12 protein-coding genes are annotated in these 17,365 nt (G+C 65.6%); 4 read left to right on the top strand and 8 right to left on the bottom strand.

Features of this window, described 5'->3' with window-relative positions:
• The first annotated feature begins 68 nt into the window (after positions 1–68).
• A complete protein-coding gene (locus FS507_RS09755) occupies positions 69–524 on the top strand; it encodes an Lrp/AsnC family transcriptional regulator (protein ID WP_145942604.1) in 456 nt (151 codons plus the stop codon).
• Between the two features lie 169 nt (positions 525–693).
• Here the strand turns inward: FS507_RS09755 and FS507_RS09750 are convergent, their stop codons facing one another.
• From FS507_RS09750 to prpD, 4 genes are all read right to left on the bottom strand, one after another.
• On the bottom strand, positions 694–4,164 hold the full coding sequence (locus FS507_RS09750) for a pyruvate carboxylase (RefSeq protein WP_145942603.1): 3,471 nt from the start codon (positions 4,162–4,164) through the stop codon (positions 694–696).
• Between the two features lie 164 nt (positions 4,165–4,328).
• Entirely contained in the window at positions 4,329–5,489 is a 1,161-nt protein-coding gene (locus FS507_RS09745) for a bifunctional 2-methylcitrate synthase/citrate synthase (RefSeq protein WP_145942602.1), read from the bottom strand.
• Positions 5,490–5,543: 54 nt separating this feature from the next.
• Positions 5,544–6,458, bottom strand: coding sequence for a methylisocitrate lyase (gene prpB / locus FS507_RS09740; protein WP_186314632.1), 915 nt, complete (start codon positions 6,456–6,458; stop codon positions 5,544–5,546).
• Positions 6,459–7,973, bottom strand: coding sequence for a 2-methylcitrate dehydratase PrpD (gene prpD, locus FS507_RS09735; protein WP_145942601.1), 1,515 nt, complete (start codon positions 7,971–7,973; stop codon positions 6,459–6,461). It lies immediately after the preceding gene.
• Between the two features lie 223 nt (positions 7,974–8,196).
• Between prpD and FS507_RS09730 the strand changes: the two genes are divergently transcribed.
• Positions 8,197–8,649, top strand: coding sequence for an ATP-binding cassette domain-containing protein (locus FS507_RS09730; protein ID WP_222121410.1), 453 nt, complete (start codon positions 8,197–8,199; stop codon positions 8,647–8,649).
• 47 nt (positions 8,650–8,696) lie between these two features.
• Here the strand turns inward: FS507_RS09730 and FS507_RS09725 are convergent, their stop codons facing one another.
• Genes FS507_RS09725 through FS507_RS09710 form a run of 4 tightly spaced genes read right to left on the bottom strand, consistent with a single transcriptional unit; the run spans position 8,697 to position 13,843 of the window.
• Complete coding sequence (locus FS507_RS09725; RefSeq protein WP_145942600.1) at positions 8,697–10,349, bottom strand: dipeptide ABC transporter ATP-binding protein; 1,653 nt, start codon at positions 10,347–10,349, stop codon at positions 8,697–8,699.
• Entirely contained in the window at positions 10,346–11,287 is a 942-nt protein-coding gene (locus FS507_RS09720; protein ID WP_075812295.1) for an ABC transporter permease, read from the bottom strand. The genes FS507_RS09725 and FS507_RS09720 overlap by 4 nt, the downstream gene beginning before the upstream one ends.
• The gene (locus FS507_RS09715) at positions 11,280–12,206 is read right to left on the bottom strand and encodes an ABC transporter permease (protein WP_145942724.1); all 927 of its coding nucleotides are present in this window, start codon (positions 12,204–12,206) and stop codon (positions 11,280–11,282) included. Before FS507_RS09715 ends, FS507_RS09720 begins: the two co-directional genes overlap by 8 nt.
• 2 nt (positions 12,207–12,208) lie before the next feature.
• Positions 12,209–13,843 (bottom strand): peptide ABC transporter substrate-binding protein, encoded by a 1,635-nt coding sequence (locus tag FS507_RS09710; protein WP_145942599.1) that lies wholly within the window; start codon positions 13,841–13,843, stop codon positions 12,209–12,211.
• A 163-nt stretch (positions 13,844–14,006) separates the two neighbouring features.
• Between FS507_RS09710 and FS507_RS09705 the strand changes: the two genes are divergently transcribed.
• Positions 14,007–14,906, top strand: a complete 900-nt coding sequence (locus FS507_RS09705; protein WP_145942598.1) for a phosphoribosylaminoimidazolesuccinocarboxamide synthase — start codon at positions 14,007–14,009, stop codon at positions 14,904–14,906.
• 36 nt (positions 14,907–14,942) lie between these two features.
• The gene (locus FS507_RS09700; protein ID WP_145942597.1) at positions 14,943–17,117 is read left to right on the top strand and encodes a S9 family peptidase; all 2,175 of its coding nucleotides are present in this window, start codon (positions 14,943–14,945) and stop codon (positions 17,115–17,117) included.
• Positions 17,118–17,365 lie beyond the last annotated feature (248 nt).

The following is a 17,365-nucleotide window of genomic DNA, read 5'->3' as shown; positions in this document are numbered from 1 at the left end:
TGCAGGTAGCGGGGGATGTGTTTCGAAGTTTCAGCACCTATCCGGGCATGTGTGGGAAGATATCTTCCATGGACGCGATTGACCGGAAGATAATCTCACTGCTCCAGGAGGACGGGCGCATGAGCGTCACGGACCTCGCCGACCATGCGCGGTTGAGTGTGTCGACATGTCACCGTCGGCTCCGCGATCTCGAGAACACGGGAGTGATCCGCGGGTATCACGCCGCGGTGGATCCCGAGGCGCTGGGCCTCACTTTCGAGGCACTGGTCATGGTGACCATGGGCAGGACTGACCAGGCTACTGTCGCTGCATTCGAGGATGCTGTCGAAGCGGAGCCGGCCATCGTCTCGGCTGAGCGGCTGTTCGGGGAGACCGACTACATCCTGCGCACGCTGACCAGAGACATGACCGGCTTCCAGGAGCTCTACGATTCCGTGCTCGGCACCCTGCCAGGGGTGGAGCGGTTGAACTCCACCATGGTGATGAAGAGGGTCGTGGACGGGTCCAGAGGACCCGTCGTCTAGGGCGTGTCATCTCAAGGTGCGGGCCAGGCGCCGACGGCCCGGCGGTGGAAATGTTTCTAGCCCCGTGTACGCATCCGGTGAGGATACGTGCACGGGGCTAGAACTACTTCGGAGGAAACCTGTCAGCGGGGCTCTGCGCACCCCGGCAGCGGTCTCGTTACTCCACGACTTACTCCACGACGACGAGGAGGTCGCCGCCTTCAACCTTCGTCGGTTGGCTCATCACCACCCGGGCGATCCTGCCGGCGACCGGGGCGGTGATTGACGCCTCCATCTTCATCGCCTCGATCACCGCCACCGCATCACCGGCTTCGACCGTGTCACCCACTTTGGCGGTGACCGTGACGGCCCCGGCGAACGGTGCGGCGACGTGACCGGCCAGGGACGGGTCGGCCTTCTCGGCGGCTGCGGTGACCGACTCCACCGACCGGTCCCGCACCCGCATCGGGCGGATCTGGCCGTTGACGTTCATCACGACCTGGCGCATGCCCTTCTCGTCGGGTTCACCGACGGCATCCAGGCGGACCACCATCGGGGGGTTGCCCTTGATCCGCACCACCGTCTCCTCACCCTCCTCGAGGCCGTAGAAGAACTGCCGGTCGGTGAGCACGGAAACATCACCGAACTGGCGCTCGTGCTCGGCGAAGCCCTCCGATTCCTTCGGGAACAGCAGGCGGCTCAGCGAGGCCCGGCGCTCCCCGGAGGAGTCACCGTTCAGGTGGTCCTCCTCCTCAGCCGGGACCTCGGTGACGCGGGCGGCGGTGGATGCGCGGCCCTCCAGGGCCTTCGTACGCAGCGGCTCCGGCCAGCCACCGGGCGGCGTGCCCAGCTCGCCGCGCAGGAAGGCGATGACGGACGCCGGGATGTCGTACTTCTGCGGGTCTGCGGCGAACTCCTCTACCGTCACACCGGCACCGACGAGGTGCAGCGCGAGGTCACCGACGACCTTGGAGGACGGGGTGACCTTGGTCGGACGACCGAGCAGCTTGTTGACACCGGCGTAGGCGTTCTCGATGAGCTCGAAACGGTCCCCGAGGCCGAGAGCGGTGGCCTGGGTCCGCAGGTTGGACAGCTGACCACCGGGGATCTCGTGGGTGTAGACTCGGCCCGTCGGACCGGCGAGGCCGGACTCGAACGGGCTGTACAGGGAGCGGACGGCCTCCCAGTACGGCTCCAGGGAGTTCACCGCGTCCAGCGAGATGCCGGTGTCCCGGTCGGTGTGGGCGAAGGCGGCGACGATCGCGGACAGCGACGGCTGGGAGGTGGTCCCTGCCATCGACGCGGCAGCACCGTCCACCGCATCCGCGCCGGCGTCCGCCGCGGCGAGGTAGGTGGCGAGCTGGCCGCCGGCGGTGTCGTGGGTGTGTACGTGCACGGGCAGGTCGAAGTTGGACCGGAGTGCGGACACGAGGGTGGACGCAGCCTGCGGGCGGAGCAGTCCGGCCATGTCTTTGATTGCCAGGACGTGGGCGCCGGACTCGACGATCTGCTCGGCCAGATGCAGGTAGTAGTCGAGGGTGTAGAGGTCTTCGGCCGGGTTCGAGAGGTCGCCGGCGTAGGCCATCGCGACCTCGGCGACACCCGTGCCTGTCTCCAGGACCGCGTCGATGGCGGTGCGCATCTGGTCGATGTCGTTGAGGGCGTCGAAGATGCGGAAGATGTCCACACCACTCTTCGCGGCTTCGGTGACGAAGGACCGGCAGACCACGTCCGGGTACGGGGTGTATCCGACGGTGTTGCGACCGCGCAACAGCATCTGGATGTTGGTGTTCGGCATCGCCTCGCGCAGCTGGTCCAGCCGCTCCCACGGGTCCTCGTGGAGGAACTGCAGTGCGACGTCGTAGGTTGCACCGCCCCAGGCCTCGACGGAGAGCAGCTCCGGGGTGAGTCGGGCGAGGGCCTCCGCCGCGGAGAAGAGGGAGGTGGTGCGCACGCGGGTGGCGAGCAGGGACTGGTGGGCGTCACGGAAGGTGGTGTCCGTGACAGCCAGGGCCTTCTGCGCGCGCAGCTGCCGGGCGAACTCCGCCGGACCAACCTCGAGGAGCCGGTCGCGGGTGCCGAGCGGCACCGGCGGCGTCATGACGCCCTCGCCGGCGGACTTCGCGTCGCGCTGGGCGACGACGGCCGGCAGTTTGCGGCGCGGGACGATGTCCGTCGGACGCCCGCCGTTGGGCCGGTTGACGGTCACGTCGGCCAGGTAGTCGAGCAGTCGGCCCGGCTCATCATCGGCCGGCGGGGCTTGCAGCAGCCACGGGTGGTCGGCGATGAAGGAGGTGGAGATGCGCTTGTTCTGGAAGTCGTCCTCACGCAGCAGCGCTCGCAGGAAGCCGATGTTGGTGGCGACACCGGAGACGGTGAACTCGTTGAGGGCGCGCTGGGCACGGGTGACCGCTTGGGCGAAGTCCGCACCACGGCAGGTCATTTTCACCAGCATCGAGTCGAAGTGCGCGGTGATCTCGCCACCGAGGGACGCGGCGCCGTCGAGGCGCACACCCGCTCCACCCGGGGAGCGGTACGCGGTGATGGTGCCGGTGTCCGGGCGGAAGCCGTTGTTCGGGTCCTCGGTGGTGATACGGGTCTGCAGGGCGGCGCCACGTAGCTGGACGCTGTCCTGGCTCAGGCCCAGATCCTCGAGGGACGCGCCCGCGAGGATGTTCATCTGCGACTTCACCAGGTCGACGGAGGTGACCTCCTCGGTCACCGTGTGCTCGACCTGGATGCGCGGGTTCATCTCGATGAAGACGTGGTTCTCGTTCTCGTCGACGAGGAACTCCACGGTGCCGGCACCGTAGTAGTTGATCGACTTGCAGAACGCCACCGCGTCCGCGCAGATCCGGTCGCGCAGTTCCTCGGAGATGTTCTGGGCCGGGGCGATCTCCACGACCTTCTGGTGACGACGTTGAAGGGAACAGTCACGCTCGAAGAGGTGGATGATGTCGCCCTGGGTGTCGCCGAGGATCTGCACCTCGATGTGCTGCGGGTTGATCACCGCACGTTCGATGTAGACACGACCGTCACCGAAAGCCGCGGCGGCCTCACGGGACGCCTCGGCGGCCTTCTCTGCCAGTTCGTCGGGGGAACCGACGAAGCGCATGCCGCGTCCTCCGCCACCCGCGACAGCCTTGACGAACAGCGGGTAGGTGCGTCCTTCCGCGAAGGAGACGAGCTCGTCGATGTCCTCGCTGGGGGCTGAATCGTCGAGGATCGGCAGTCCGGCCCGGCGGGCCGCCTCGACCGCGGCGGACTTGTCGCCGGTGAGGTCCAGGGTCTCCGGGGACGGGCCGATGAAGGTGATGCCGTTCTCGGCGCACCTGCGGGCGAGTTCCGCGTTCTCCGAGAGGAAGCCGTAACCGGGGTAGACGGCGTCAGCCCCGGTCTGCTTCGCGGCGCGGATGATCTCGTCGATGTTGAGGTATGCCTTGACGGGCGAACCCTCGGTGCCGATGCGTACCGCCTCATCGGCGAAGGAGCGGTGGAAGGAGTTGCGGTCTTCTCTGGGGTAGACCGCGACGGTGGATGCGCCGGTTTCGTAGGCGGCGCGGAAGGCACGCACTGCGATTTCGCCGCGGTTGGCGACGAGGATTTTGGTGAAGGCGGGTAGCGGGTTGGTGGTGCCGGTGTGGTTGGTGGGGGCAGCCATGTAAGGCGTCCTTTCCAGGTACTGGTGGGTTCAGTCAGAAATGTGTGGTCAGACCAGTCTCACAGAATACTGGTGATCCACGCCACTGTCGAGAGGTGGGGACAGACGGCGACGCGCCCGTGCCGACGGTGGTGACCGTCGGCACGGGCGCGTTCAGGGCGGGGTCAGCGTCCGATATTCTCCTCGACCACCCGCTGATCTTCGCCGTTGTAGGCGCTGAGCGGACGGATCAGTGCATTGGACTCGTTCTGCTCCACGATGTGGGCCGTCCAGCCGACGACGCGGGCCATCACGAAGATGGGGGTGAAGAAGGGGATGTCGATGCCGAGCATGTAGTAGGTCGGTCCGGCGGGGAAGTCCAGGTTCGGCAGGATGCCGGTACGCTTCTCCATCGCAGCCTGCATGTTGTCGTACATCTGGACCCACTTGTCACCGTCGTGGTTCTTGGCGGTGCGACGCATCGCCTTCTCCATCGACGGCACCCGCGAGTCGCCCTTCTTGTACACGCGGTGGCCGAAGCCCATGATCTTCTGCTTGTTGTCGGCCTTGTCCAGGACCCAATCCTCGGCCTTGGCGGGGTCGTCGACCTCAAGGAAGTTGTGCATCACGGCCTCATTGGCACCGCCGTGCAATGCACCCTTCAGGGCGCCGATCGCACCGGTGACCGCGGAGTAGACGTCGGACGTGGTGGACGTGATCACCCGGCCGGTGAAGGTGGAGGCGTTGAAGGAGTGCTCGGCGTAGAGGATCAGCGACTGGTCGAACGCCTTGACGTCGTCCATGTTGTTCGCCGGGGAGTCCGGGTCGTCCCCGAAGCACATGTACAGGAAGTTCGAGGCGATGTCGCGGGTGCGCGACGGCGGGATGAACTCCAGGTTACGCCGGCGACGCATGTCGTAGGCGACGATCACCGGCAGCTTGGCCAGCAGGCTCAGACCGGTGCGGCGGACGGTGTCGGAACTGTTGTCCTCGTTCGTGACGTCCTGCGTGCCCAGCCAGCTCACCGCCGTGCGGACGACGTCCATCGGGTGGGCGGTCTTCGGCAGGGAGTTGATCAGGTCCAGCAGGCCGCGGCTGACGGTGCGCAGCGCCCGCTCACGCTGGCCGAACTCCTGGTGCTCGCGCCAGGTGGGCAGCTCGCCGTTCCAGAGCAGGTAGGCGACGTCCTCGAAGCTGCAGTGCTCCACGAGCTCCTGCACCGGGTAGCCGCGGTAGGTCAGGGAGTTGGTCTCCGGGTTGACCTTGGACACGGCGGTGTAGTCGACGACGACGCCGTTGAGGCCCTTACGGATCTCCGGGGAGTTGTTGGGGTTGTTCTCGCTCATCAGGGATGGTCCTTTCAGTTGGTGGTGACAACCGTGCGGTGGTGCCGGACGCCGCTAGCTTCCGTCCGGCCTGGTGTAGGTGAAGACGTCTGTGTCGAAGGCGTTGTACTCGCTGTAGCGCAGGAGCTCGTACAGCCGGGAACGGTGCTGCATCCGGTCGATCCACCCGGTCTGGGTGCCGGTCTCGGCGATGTCGCCCAGCGCGGCCTCGACCTGACCCATGGCGATCCGCAGGGTGGTCACGGGGTAGATCACCGCGTTGTAGCCGATGTCCTGCAGCGTCTGTGCGCTGAGCAATTCGGTCTTGCCGAACTCGGTCATATTCGCCAACAGGGGGGTGTCGACCGCTGCACGGAACTTCTCGAAGTCCGCAGGAGTGTGCAGTGCCTCGGTGAAGATCAGGTCGGCGCCGGCGTCGGCGTAGGCCTTCGCCCTCTCGATGGCGGAGTCGATGCCTTCGACCCCGGCGGCGTCCGTACGGGCACAGATGACGAAGGAATCGTCGCGTCGTTCGTTGACGGCGGCGGTGATCCTGCGCAGCATCAGCTCGGTCGGGACGACCTCCTTGCCGTCGAGGTGCCCACACCGCTTGGGGTTGACCTGGTCTTCGAGATGGCAGCCCGCCACACCGGCGTCCTCCAGCTCGCTGACGGTACGGGCGGCCGACATGGGTTCACCGAAGCCGGTGTCAGCGTCGACGAGGACAGGCAGGTCCGTGGCGCGGGCGATCTGGCGTGACCGTCCCGCCACCTCGGTGAGGGTGGTCAGTCCGATGTCCGGAAGCGCGAGGTCCGCTGCGACGACAGCGCCTGAGACGTAGACGCCGTCCAGTCCGGCTTCCTGGATGGCACGGGCCACCAGGGGTGAGAAAGCGCCGGGCAACCGCTGGATCGTGCCGGAGGTCAGTGCCTCCCGGAACGCCTTACGGCGGTCAGTGGGGGTGACGTTGCTTGAGAACAGGCCGGGCATCTAGAACAGCCCCTCGTTGATCTTCGGTGCGCGTGCCAGCACATCCTCGGAGAAGGTGACGGTCAGCTGGTTGAGGTCGCCGGCACCGAGCTCCAGGGTGTTGGTGGCGGCCTCGAGGAAGCGGTCCTGCTCCTTCTCGTCGACCAGACCTTCTGCCAGCGTACGGAACTTGCCGATGTACTGCTCCCGGGTGAAAGGGTGTGCTCCCAGCGGGTGGGCGTCGGCGACGGCGAGCTCGTCCTCCAGAACCGTCCCGTCCTTGAGGGTGATCACGGCCTTGGCACCGAAGGCCTTCTCATTCGGGTCGTCTGCGTGGTAGCGGCGGGTCCACTCCGGGTCCTCGACGGTGCTGATCTTGTTCCACAGCTCGATGGTCTCGGGACGGTGCGCACGCTCCGGGGAGTAGCTGTGCTCGTGGTGCCAGTCACCGTCCTCCAGTGCGACGGCGAAGATGTACATCACGGAGTGGTCCAGCGTCTCACGGGACGCGTCCGGGTCGAACTTCTGCGGGTCATTCGCGCCGGTGCCGATGACGTAGTGAGTGTGGTGGCTGGTGTGCAGCACGACCGACTCGATCTGCGACAGGTCCTGGCCCTGGTCGCGGAGCTGCTTGCCCATGCGACGTGCCAGGTCGATTGGGGCCTGGGACTGGTACTCCGCGGAGTGTTGCTTGGTGTAGGTGTCCAGGATGCCCCGCTTCTCCTCGCCGGCACCCGGCAGCGGCACGGTGTACTCGGCGTTCTTGCCGTCCAGCATCCAGGCGATGACGCCGTCCTCGCCTTCCCAGATCGGTGACGGTGCACCCTCGCCGCGCACCGCACGGTCGATCGCCTCGATCGCCATCTTGCCGGCGAAGGCCGGGGCGAAGGCCTTCCAGGAGCTGATCAGGCCCTTCCGGGACTGGCGGGTCGCGGTGGTGGTGTGCAGCGCCTGGCCGACCGCCTGGTAGATGGTCTCGGTGTCGAGTTTGAGCAGTGTGCCGATGCCGGCGGCGACCGACGGGCCGAGGTGGGCGACGTGGTCGATCTTGTGCTCGTGCAGGCAGATGCCCTTGACCAGGTCCACCTGGATCTCGTAGCCGGTGACGATGCCACGGACCAGCTCGGCGCCGGACAGGCCCTTGTGCTGGGCGGTGGCCAGGATCGGCGGAATGTTGTCACCCGGGTGGGAGTACTCCGCGGCCAGGAAGGTGTCGTGGAAGTCGAGCTCGCGCACGGCGGTGCCGTTGGCCAGGGCGGCCCACTCCGGCGAGTAGGTGCCGGGAACACCGAAGACCGTGGCACCGGGGGAGTACGGGTGGCTCAGCGCCTGGGAGCGGGCCGTCGACGGCGGGCGGCGCAGCACGGACGCGACCGCCACCGAGGCATTGTCGATGATGCGGTTGACCGCCATGTCGGCGGAGTCCTGGGGGACGGCCACCGGGTCGGCCGCTACTTCGGCGACCTTCCAGGCCAGGTGCTCCTTCTTCGGGAACTCTTCAGCAGAAGGATGGACGCGAACGGTGTGCTTCTCCACGGGGTGGGACTCCTAGAGGCTCGGGTACGTGACCGTGCCAGTGCCCCAGGCGGCGCTGTGACTGCTGACACATGGTTTCAGCGTCCACTATGCCATCGGTCGCCGGGCCAATGGTTCTGTTCCGGAAACGGTTGCGACTCTCGTCTCGGTCATCACCCCCGACCTCGTCCGGTACCTCATTTGATGCCGGGACGCCCGGGGGTGGGGGCGATACACTGGCCCCATGCCCTATCCGTCTCCACTTCCGGTACGCAGGGTCGAGGAGCTGGCCGTCTATCCGGCGGACCGTCGCGCCTGGCCCGCCACGGTCCCCGCTGTCGCGGATGTGCTTGACAACGGAATTGACCTGTCGCGGCTTACAGTCCTCGTCGGGGAAAACGGTTCGGGGAAGTCGACGCTCGTCGAAGCCGTCGCCGAGGCCTATGGTCTCAACCCGGAAGGTGGCACACGGGACGCGATGCACTCGACCCAGCGGACGGAGTCCGGCCTCGCAGAGAACCTGAAGTTGATCCGTGCCGGAGGTGCTTCCAGGAAAGGTGTGTTCCTCCGCGCCGAGACCATGCACAGCCACTTTGCCTACCTGGACGGCATATGCAGCATGGGACGGTACCGGAATTCACCGGAAGAACTACGACGACCTCGCTCTCGTGCAGAACTGGCGCCGGTTCCTCAGTGAGCCGGAGAGCTTCCTCCGGCATCTTTTCTGAGCCGGCACCGTTGCGCTTACCCCTGGTGCAGGGGAATCGTCCCGCCGGGGATGGAATCGAGCAGTCGGCGGGTGTACTCCTGTTCCGGATGATCGAAGAGGTCGTCGGTCTCGCCACGCTCCACGATCCGGCCGTGCTGCATCACCAGGGTCTCGTCGGCGATCTGCTTGACCACCGCGAGGTCGTGGGTGATGAACAGGTACGTCAGGTCCATGTCCCGCTGCAGCTGGTTCAGCAGGTCCAGGACCTGTGACTGCACCAGTACGTCGAGCGCACTGACCGCTTCGTCGAGAATGAGCGCGTCCGGACCCAGCGCCAGGGCACGGGCGATCGCCACACGCTGGCGCTGGCCCCCGGACAGTTCCCCGGGGAAGCGTGACATCATCGACTGCGGCATGGCGACCACGTCCAGCAGCTCCCGGACACGCTTCTCCCGGTCCTTCTTCGAGCCGACACCGTGGATCTTCAACGGCTCGGCAATCGTGTTGAACACCGAGTACATCGGGTCCACCGAGCCGTAGGGATTCTGGAACACCGGCTGGACGCGTCGGCGGAAGGCGAGTTCTGCCTTCCGGTCCAGGTCGGTGACGTCGGTACCGTCGAAGGTGACTTTCCCGGACGTGGGCTCCAGCAGGCCGAGCACCATCTGCGCGACGGTCGACTTACCGGAGCCGGACTCGCCGACCAACGCAAGAGTCCGTCCCCGGCGCAGGAAGAAGTTGATGTCGTCTGCGGCGGTGAAGTCCTTCTTCCGCCACGGCTTGTCGCCGGGCACCTGGAAGACCTTGCTGAGGTTCTCGACGGTGATCAGCGGTGACTCACCAGACGCGTCAGCCCTGTCCGCCGGCTCCGACACCTGGACCTCGCTGCGTCGCGCACCGATGGAGGGTGCTGCGGCGACAAGCTTGCGGGTGTACGGGTGGTGGGGATCCTGCAGAATCTCGAGGGCAGGACCCGACTCCACGACGTGCCCCTGACTCATCACCACGATGCGGTCGGCTCGCTCGGCGGCGAGGCCCAGGTCGTGGGTGATCAGCAGGACGGCGGTGCCCAGTTCCTCGGTGAGACCCTGCAGGTGATCGAGGATCTGGCGTTGGACGGTGACGTCCAGTGCGGAGGTCGGCTCGTCGGCGATGAGCAGGTCCGGACGCGCCGCAAGCCCGCAGGCGATCAGCGCACGCTGACGCATACCACCGGAGTACTGGTGGGGGTACTGGCTGATGCGGTGCTCAGCGTCCGAGAGCCCCGCTTCCTCCAGCAGTTCGACGGCACGCTTGTGCGCCGCGGACCCGGTCGCGATGCCGTTGGCTTTCAGTGCTTCCTTGACGTGGTGACCGATCGTCCACACGGGATTGAGGTTGCTCATCGGGTCCTGGGGGACCAGACCGATGCTGTCGCCGCGCAGTTCGGTGAACCGCTTCGGTGAAGCGTGGGTGATGTCTTCGCCCTTGAAGGTGATGGTGCCGTCCGTGACATGCCCTCCGCCGGGCAGCAGGCCCATGATGCTCATGGCACTGGTGGACTTGCCGGATCCGGATTCACCGACGACGGCGACCGTCTCACCGGGCCAGATGTCCAGACTGACATCGAAGACCGTGGGTTTGGGATTCTTGCGCGTACCGAAGGCGATGTCGACGCCGCGCATGGACAGCAGTGGTTGGTCGCTCATCGGGTGCGCTCCTTCGGGTCGAGGGCGTCCTTGAGGGTGTCGCCCAGCAGGATGAATCCCAGGACGGTGAGCGCGAGCGCACCAGCCGGGTAGAACAGGATCTCCGGCGAGAGCCGCAGGACGTCCTGCGCGGTGGAGATGTCATTTCCCCACGACACGGTGTCCGGCGGCAGTCCCACGCCGAGGTAGGACAGTGTCGCCTCGGCGACGATGTAGATACCGAGGTTGGTCGTCATCATGACGATGATCGGGGCAAGGCAGTTCGGGAGGATGTGTCGGACGAGGATCCTGCCGCGGGTCAACCCGAGAGCGCGGGACGCCTGCACGTACTCGTTGTTCTTGGCCTGCAGCACAGCACCACGGACCATGCGGGCCATCTGCGGCCAGCCGAAGGCGGAGAGCACGAGGACGACCGTCCATACGTTGCGGACGTCGAAAAGCTGCATGAGCACGATGGCGGCGAGCAGCAGCGGCACGGCGAAGAAGATGTCCGTCAGACGAGACAGAAGTGCGTCCACCCATCCGCCGAAGTAGCCGGCGAGAGAGCCGACGACCACGCCGAGAACGGCGACGACGAGGGTGGTCACCAGTCCGGTCACCACAGACGCCTGTGCTCCGTAGATGGTGCGGGCGAAGACGTCGTACCCCTGCTGGGTGAAGCCGAAGGGATGCCCGTCCCTGGCGGGTTCGAGGGAATCCTCCAGGGTCGCGGTGGTGGGATCGGTCGACGTGAACAGCCCGGGGAAGACGGTCACAAGGAGAACCGCGAGGATGATCACCGTCGAGATCCAGAACATCGGACGTCGGCGGAGATTCCGCCACGCCGTTCCCCAGAAGCCGGCGGGTGCGTCCTCGGGGAGGAGTTGGTCGCGGGTCAGGACGTCCTCGGTGACGACCTCTGCTGTCCAGCGTTCATTGCGGTTGTGGATGTCAGGCATATCGGATCCTCGGGTCGAGCAGGGCGTAGAGCAGGTCGATGATGAGGTTGGCCACGACGAAGATCACCACGAGGATCGTGACGACGCTGACGACGGTGGGGGCCTCACCGATACTGACGGACTGGAAGATCAGGCCGCCGACACCGTGAATGTTGAAGATGCCCTCGGTCACGATCGCGCCGCCCATGAGAGCGGCGAGGTCGGCGCCGAGGAAGGTGACGACGGGGACCAGCGAGTTGCGCAGGACGTGGTCGCGGACGACGACGCCGCGGGAGAGTCCGCGGGCAGAAGCGGTGCGAACGAAGTCGGCGCGCAGGTTCTGCGCCACTTCCGACCGGGTCAATCGTAGGACGTAGGCGAAGGAGACCATTCCCAGCACGATGGCGGGTAGCAGCAGTCGGCTGAAGGAGCCGTCGGAGCCGACCGTCGGGGGGACGACACCCCACTGGATGCCGAACAGGAACTGTCCGACGAAACCGATGACGAAGGTCGGTACGGCGATGATCACCAGTGACACGACCAGCAGGGTCGAGTCGAACCACTTGCCCTTCTTGAGACCGGCGATCAGCCCGAAGACGATACCCATCACGGCTTCGATGACCAGAGCCATCAGCGCCAGTCGGATGGTGATGGGGAAGGTTTCGGCGAGGACCTCGGTGACGGCGCGACCGGAGAAGGTGGTGCCCATGTCACCGGTGAAGAAGCCGCCGAGGAAGAGCAGATACTGGACGATGAAGGGCTTGTCCAGGTTGTAGTCGGCGCGGATCTGGTCGAGGACGGCCGGTTCAGCGGCCTTGTCGCCGGCCAACGCGAGGACGGGGTCTCCCGGCATGAGGAAGACCATGGCGTAAATGAGGAATGTCGCCCCGAAGAAGACGGGGATGAGCTGGAGCAGTCGTTTACCGAGGTACCACCACACGGTCACTCACCGTCCTTCGTGATCTCGGTGTAGACGGGCATACCCTGCCAGTTCGTCTCCACGTTGTGCAGGCCAGGGTCCCATGCCGTGGTCGCCGCGTAATACCACAGGGGGATCTGCGGAAGGTCCTCCATCAGTACCGCCTGAGCCTCGTCGTAGTAGGTCTGGGCTGCATCGGAATCGGGGGACGATGAGGCCTGTGCGAGCAGTTTGTCGAACTCCGGGTTCGAGTAGTCACCGTCATTCGATCCGCCGCCGGTGCGGTAGTTGGAGACGAGGAAGGACGAGATGGACGGGTAATCTGCATTCCATCCGGACCGGAAGGCAGAGCCCACGGTGCGGTTGACGATTGCGTCACGCTGGGCCTGGAAGGTGGGGTAGGCCTTACCGGAGGCCTTGATCCCGAGTACCTGGCGGATGCTGTTGGTCACACCCTCGACCCACTGCTGGTGGCCGCCGTCGGCGTTGTAGGCGATCTGGAACGATTCACCGCTGTAGGGTTTGATCTCGTTGGCCTTCTCCCACAGTTCACGGGCCTTGTCCGGCTGGAAGGTCAGCACCTCCTTGCCCGGCACATCCGCGATACCGCCTTCGAGTGTGGGGGCGCCGAAGTCCTCGGCGACCTGTCGTCCACCGAAGAAGAGTTTGTCGATGATCAGATCCCGGTCGATGGCCATGGAGATCGCGGCACGACGCAGCCGGCCTTCTTCATCCGTCTGGAAACCGGGGAGGTTCTCAGGGATGGTGAAGTTCTGGATGGCGGCGTAGGGTGCGTCGTCGTTGCTGTCGGGGAAGTCCGCTCGGTAGCTGGGAAGAGCTCTCGGACCGACGTTCTCGCGCATGTGGTCCAGATCGCCGGACTGCAGGTCGGCGTAGGCGGTGGCTACGTCGGCGTAGTGCTTGAAGGCGATGCCCGGATTCTGCGCTTTGTCGTCGCCGACGTAGTCCGGATTCGCCTTCAGCTGGATCGATACATTGTGCTGCCAGGCGTCATCCCTGTCGAGCATGTAGGGCCCGTTGCCGATCGGGTGCTGACCGAAGGCATCGATGTCGTCGAAGGCGACCTGGGGCAGCGGTGAGAACGCGTAGTACCCGAGCTGGGTGGGGAAGGAGGCGTCCGGTGCCGAAAGGTCGACGGTGAACTCATGGTCGTTGATCTCGGTGAGCCCGGACATCTCCGTCGCGGTGGCGTCCTCGCCGGCGACGTCGTCGTATCCCTCGATGGCGGAGAAGAAGTCTGCACCGAGCTGGGCGTTGGCCGAGGTCGCGCCGAAGTTCCAGGCGTCGATGAAACTGGCGGAGGTCACGGGTTCACCGTTGGTGAATGTCCAGCCGTCCTTCAGGGTCACGTGGAAGCTGGAGGAGTCGTCGTTCGGTTCGATGTCCTCGGCGACGGCGTTGTACGGCTCGCCGTCAGGGCTGTAGCCGACCAGGCCGGTGTACATGGCGCGGAGGACTTCACCGCCCTGGACTTCATTGGTGTTCGTGGTCAGCAGCGGATTCTGTGGTTCGCCGCCGAAGAACGTGATGTAGTCGGACGGGATGTCGTCCCGGTCCGGTACACACGCCGTCGTGGAGAGCAGCAGGGCAAGCCCGGTGAGGGTCGCCGCCAGTGCCCGACGGGGTCGGATTCTCATGGATGGCACTTTCGTGAGGTGTACAGGAAACGTCGAAAATGGAAAGTTTAGTGATTCTTCCCTGTCTCGCATGGTGAAACAGAAAACCCCGTCGGTACCTCTCGTGTGGGGTCCGCGGGGGCGCGTGGAGATTGCCGGTCGTGAGGGCTAGACTCTGCAGGCCATGCGACCCGACTTGTCCGACTACACCCATTTCTCCGCGGGAAAGGTCCGCGAGATCTACGAGATCGACGAGGACACCCTGCTCATGGTGGCCACCGACCGGATCTCCGCCTTCGACTTCGTGCTGGAGACCCCGATCCCGGACAAGGGGCGGGTGCTCACCGCCATGAGTGACTTCTTTTTCGGACGCATTGATTTCCCGAACCACCTTGCCGGCCCCGCCGACGATGAGCGCATCCCGCAGAAGTCCCTGGGACGGGCGCAGATCTGCCACAAGCTGGAGATGCTGCCGTTCGAGTGCGTCGTCCGTGGTTACCTCACCGGTTCGGGGCTCGCAGAGTACCGGGAGAATGGGTCTGTGTGTGGCGTGGAACTGCCGGACGGCCTGACCGAGTCGTCCAAGCTGCCGGAGCCGATCTTCACCCCCGCGACCAAGGCGGAGATCGGCGACCACGACGAGAACGTCTCGTTCGACGTCGTTGTCGAGGGACTCGGCCGGGAGCGTGCCGAGGAACTGCGCGACGCCTCGATCGCGATCTACACCCAGGCGGCCGGTATCGCGGCGGAACACGGCATCATCCTGGCGGACACGAAGTTCGAGTTCGGCCTGGATGCCGACGGCAACCTGGTGCTCGGCGACGAGGTGCTGACGCCCGACTCCTCCCGCTACTGGCCGGCCGACTCCTATGAGGAGGGCAAGGTCCAGCCCAGCTTCGACAAACAGTACGTGCGCAACTGGCTGACCGGGCCGAAGTCGGGGTGGGACAAGAACGAGGGCACTCCGCCGCCCGAGCTTCCGGGGCCGGTGGTCGAGGCGACCCGCGAACGCTACGTGGACGCCTACGAGAGGATCTCCGGCCAGCGTTTCGCCGACTGGATCGGTACCTGCACCGACCGCTGACCGGACCCCTTCCAGTGGGCGCTACGATCGTGTCCCATGGATGCGAACCCACCGGTAGCGAAGAAGAAGCCCGTCACCCGTAGTTTCCACGGCCGTGATGTCGTCGACGACTACGAGTGGTTGCGGGACAAGGACAACTCCGAGGTCCTGGCGCACCTCACCGCGGAGAACGCGTACACCGACGCGCGTACGGCACACCTCAAGCCCCTGGAGGACGCGGTCTTCCATGAGGTGAAGTCGAAGATCCGGGAAACTGATCTGTCGGTTCCGGTGCGCTCGGGACAGTGGTGGTATTTCTCCCGCACCGAGGAGGGGAAGAGCTACCCCACCATGTGCCGGATCCCCGTCGACACCACCGACGAAGCGGCGTCCTGGACCCCGCCCGAGATCGTCCCCGGCGAGCCCGCGGCCCGTGAACAGGTCATGCTGGACTGCAACGTTCTGGCGGATGGTGAGGAGTTCTTCAGCCTCGGTGCGGCGAGCGTGACCGTCGACGGCACCTTGTTGGCGTACTCGACCGACACTGTCGGCGACGAGCGGTTCACCCTGCGGGTCAAGGACCTGGTCAACGGCGTCCTGTTGGAGGATGTCCTGGAAGGCGTCGCTTACGGTGCCACGTGGGTCGGCGACGACTACCTCTTCTACCAGCGGGTCGACGAGGCATGGCGTCCCCACGAGATCTGGCGGCACAAGATCGGCACACCGGAGAGTGAGGACGTGTGTGTCTTCCGTGAGGAGGACGAAGCCTACTGGACCGGACTCGGAGTGACCCGCTCCGAGCATTTCCTGTTGGTCTCGACCGCCTCGAAGACGACGTCCGAAACCTGGTACCTCGACGTCTCGGAGAAGACAGGTGACCCGGAGGGCGAGCTGACCTGTATCCGTCCGAGGGAGAAGGACGTGCAGTACGACGTCGACCACGTCGTCGTCGGCGGGGAGGACGCCTGGCTGGTGGTCCGCGAGGAACTCGACGGTCTGCCCAACGGTGAGGTCGGCCATTGTCCGGTGGGTACGGTCGCCAGCTTTGACGACGCGTCCTATGAGGTTCTTGTTCCCCACCGTGACGACGTCCGGATTGAGGGGGTGGACTGCTTCGCCGATCACCTGGTGCTCGCCACCCGGGAGAACGCCATCGAGCAGCTGTCCCTGATGGATGTCTCGGACGCCGCCGGCGGCTGGGGACGGTTTGAACCGATTGAGTTCGACGAGGAGATCTACTCGGCCGGGACCGTCGGCAACTCCGAGTGGGAGTCTCCGGTTCTGCGCGTCAGCTACACCAGCTACGTCACGCCGGCGCAGGTGTGGGAGATCGACCTGCGGACCGGGGAGCGGACGCTGCGGCGTGAGCAGACGGTGCTCGGTGACTTCGACCGGTCGCGTTACACCGCATCGCGTCGGTGGGTTACCGCATCCGACGGGGCACGGATCCCGGTGTCGCTGATCCACCGCACCGACGTGGATCCGCTGGCTGAAGGCACTGTGCACCCTGTCCTGCTATACGGCTACGGTTCCTACGAGGCCAGTATGGACCCGTACTTCTCGGTGTTCCGGCTGTCGATGCTGGACCGCGGCGTGGTGTACGTGGTGGCGCACATCCGTGGCGGCGGGGAGATGGGACGTCACTGGTACGAGCAGGGCAAGATGCTGCAGAAGACCAACACCTTCACCGACTTCATCGCCGTTGCCGACGACCTGATCGCCGCGGGGATCACCTCGCCGCAGAAGATGGTGGCGGAAGGCGGTTCCGCCGGTGGCCTGCTCATGGGCGCTGTGGCGAACATGGCGCCTGACCGCTTCGCCGGTATTGAAGCCGTGGTGCCTTTCGTCGACCCGCTCACCAGTATCCTGATGCCCGAGCTTCCGTTGACGGTGACCGAGTGGGAGGAGTGGGGCGACCCGTACCACGATCCGGAAGTGTATGACTACATGGCGACCTACGCCCCCTATGAGAACGTGACTGCCCAGGCGTACCCACCGATCCTGGCGATCAGTGGTCTCAACGACACCCGGGTGCTGTACGTGGAACCGACGAAGTGGATCGCGAAGCTGCGTGAGGTTGCCGGTGACGTTGACGGCGGTGGCGACTTCCTGCTGAAGACGGACATGACCTCCGGGCACGGGGGAGTGTCGGGGCGCTACGAGAAGTGGCGCCAGTCCGCCTTCGAGACCGCCTGGGAGCTTGACCGGATGGGCGCGACGGAGTTGCTGTAGGAAGTTATCTGTCGGTCAGGAGTTATTCGCCTCCGGGCGTGTTGGTGTGCTCGGCGGTCCAGGTCGTGACCGTCGAGTAGCTGTCTGTGAGCCTCGCCTGCTGGCGGTGGGCTTGTCAGTCTGGGTGTCTCACCGGGGACAACGGTCCGGCGGCCACGGTGGTGGCGCGCATCCCGCCGGGTCCGGCCCAGTGCAGTGTGACCGCGTCATCCGGGCTGGCAGGCTGCCAGGCCCGGGCGGTTTTCAGG

It is taken from the genome of Corynebacterium glyciniphilum AJ 3170 (genome assembly GCF_007673095.1).
Classification (GTDB): Bacteria; Actinomycetota; Actinomycetes; order Mycobacteriales; family Mycobacteriaceae; genus Corynebacterium.
This window is presented reverse-complemented; position numbering and strand designations above follow the sequence as displayed.

Excerpts from the sequence above, each read along its gene's own strand:
- FS507_RS09755 (WP_145942604.1), top strand. The coding sequence starts at position 69 with ATGGACGCGATTGACCGGAAGATAATCTCACTGCTCCAGGAGGACGGG.
- FS507_RS09725 (WP_145942600.1), bottom strand. The coding sequence starts at position 10,349 with ATGAGCGACCAACCACTGCTGTCCATGCGCGGCGTCGACATCGCCTTC.
- FS507_RS09745 (WP_145942602.1), bottom strand. The coding sequence starts at position 5,489 with ATGAGCGAGAACAACCCCAACAACTCCCCGGAGATCCGTAAGGGCCTC.
- FS507_RS09705 (WP_145942598.1), top strand. The coding sequence starts at position 14,007 with ATGCGACCCGACTTGTCCGACTACACCCATTTCTCCGCGGGAAAGGTC.
- FS507_RS09750 (WP_145942603.1), bottom strand. The coding sequence starts at position 4,164 with ATGGCTGCCCCCACCAACCACACCGGCACCACCAACCCGCTACCCGCC.
- prpB (WP_186314632.1), bottom strand. The coding sequence starts at position 6,458 with ATGCCCGGCCTGTTCTCAAGCAACGTCACCCCCACTGACCGCCGTAAG.
- FS507_RS09700 (WP_145942597.1), top strand. The coding sequence starts at position 14,943 with ATGGATGCGAACCCACCGGTAGCGAAGAAGAAGCCCGTCACCCGTAGT.
- FS507_RS09710 (WP_145942599.1), bottom strand. The coding sequence starts at position 13,843 with ATGAGAATCCGACCCCGTCGGGCACTGGCGGCGACCCTCACCGGGCTT.
- FS507_RS09720 (WP_075812295.1), bottom strand. The coding sequence starts at position 11,287 with ATGCCTGACATCCACAACCGCAATGAACGCTGGACAGCAGAGGTCGTC.
- FS507_RS09730 (WP_222121410.1), top strand. The coding sequence starts at position 8,197 with ATGCCCTATCCGTCTCCACTTCCGGTACGCAGGGTCGAGGAGCTGGCC.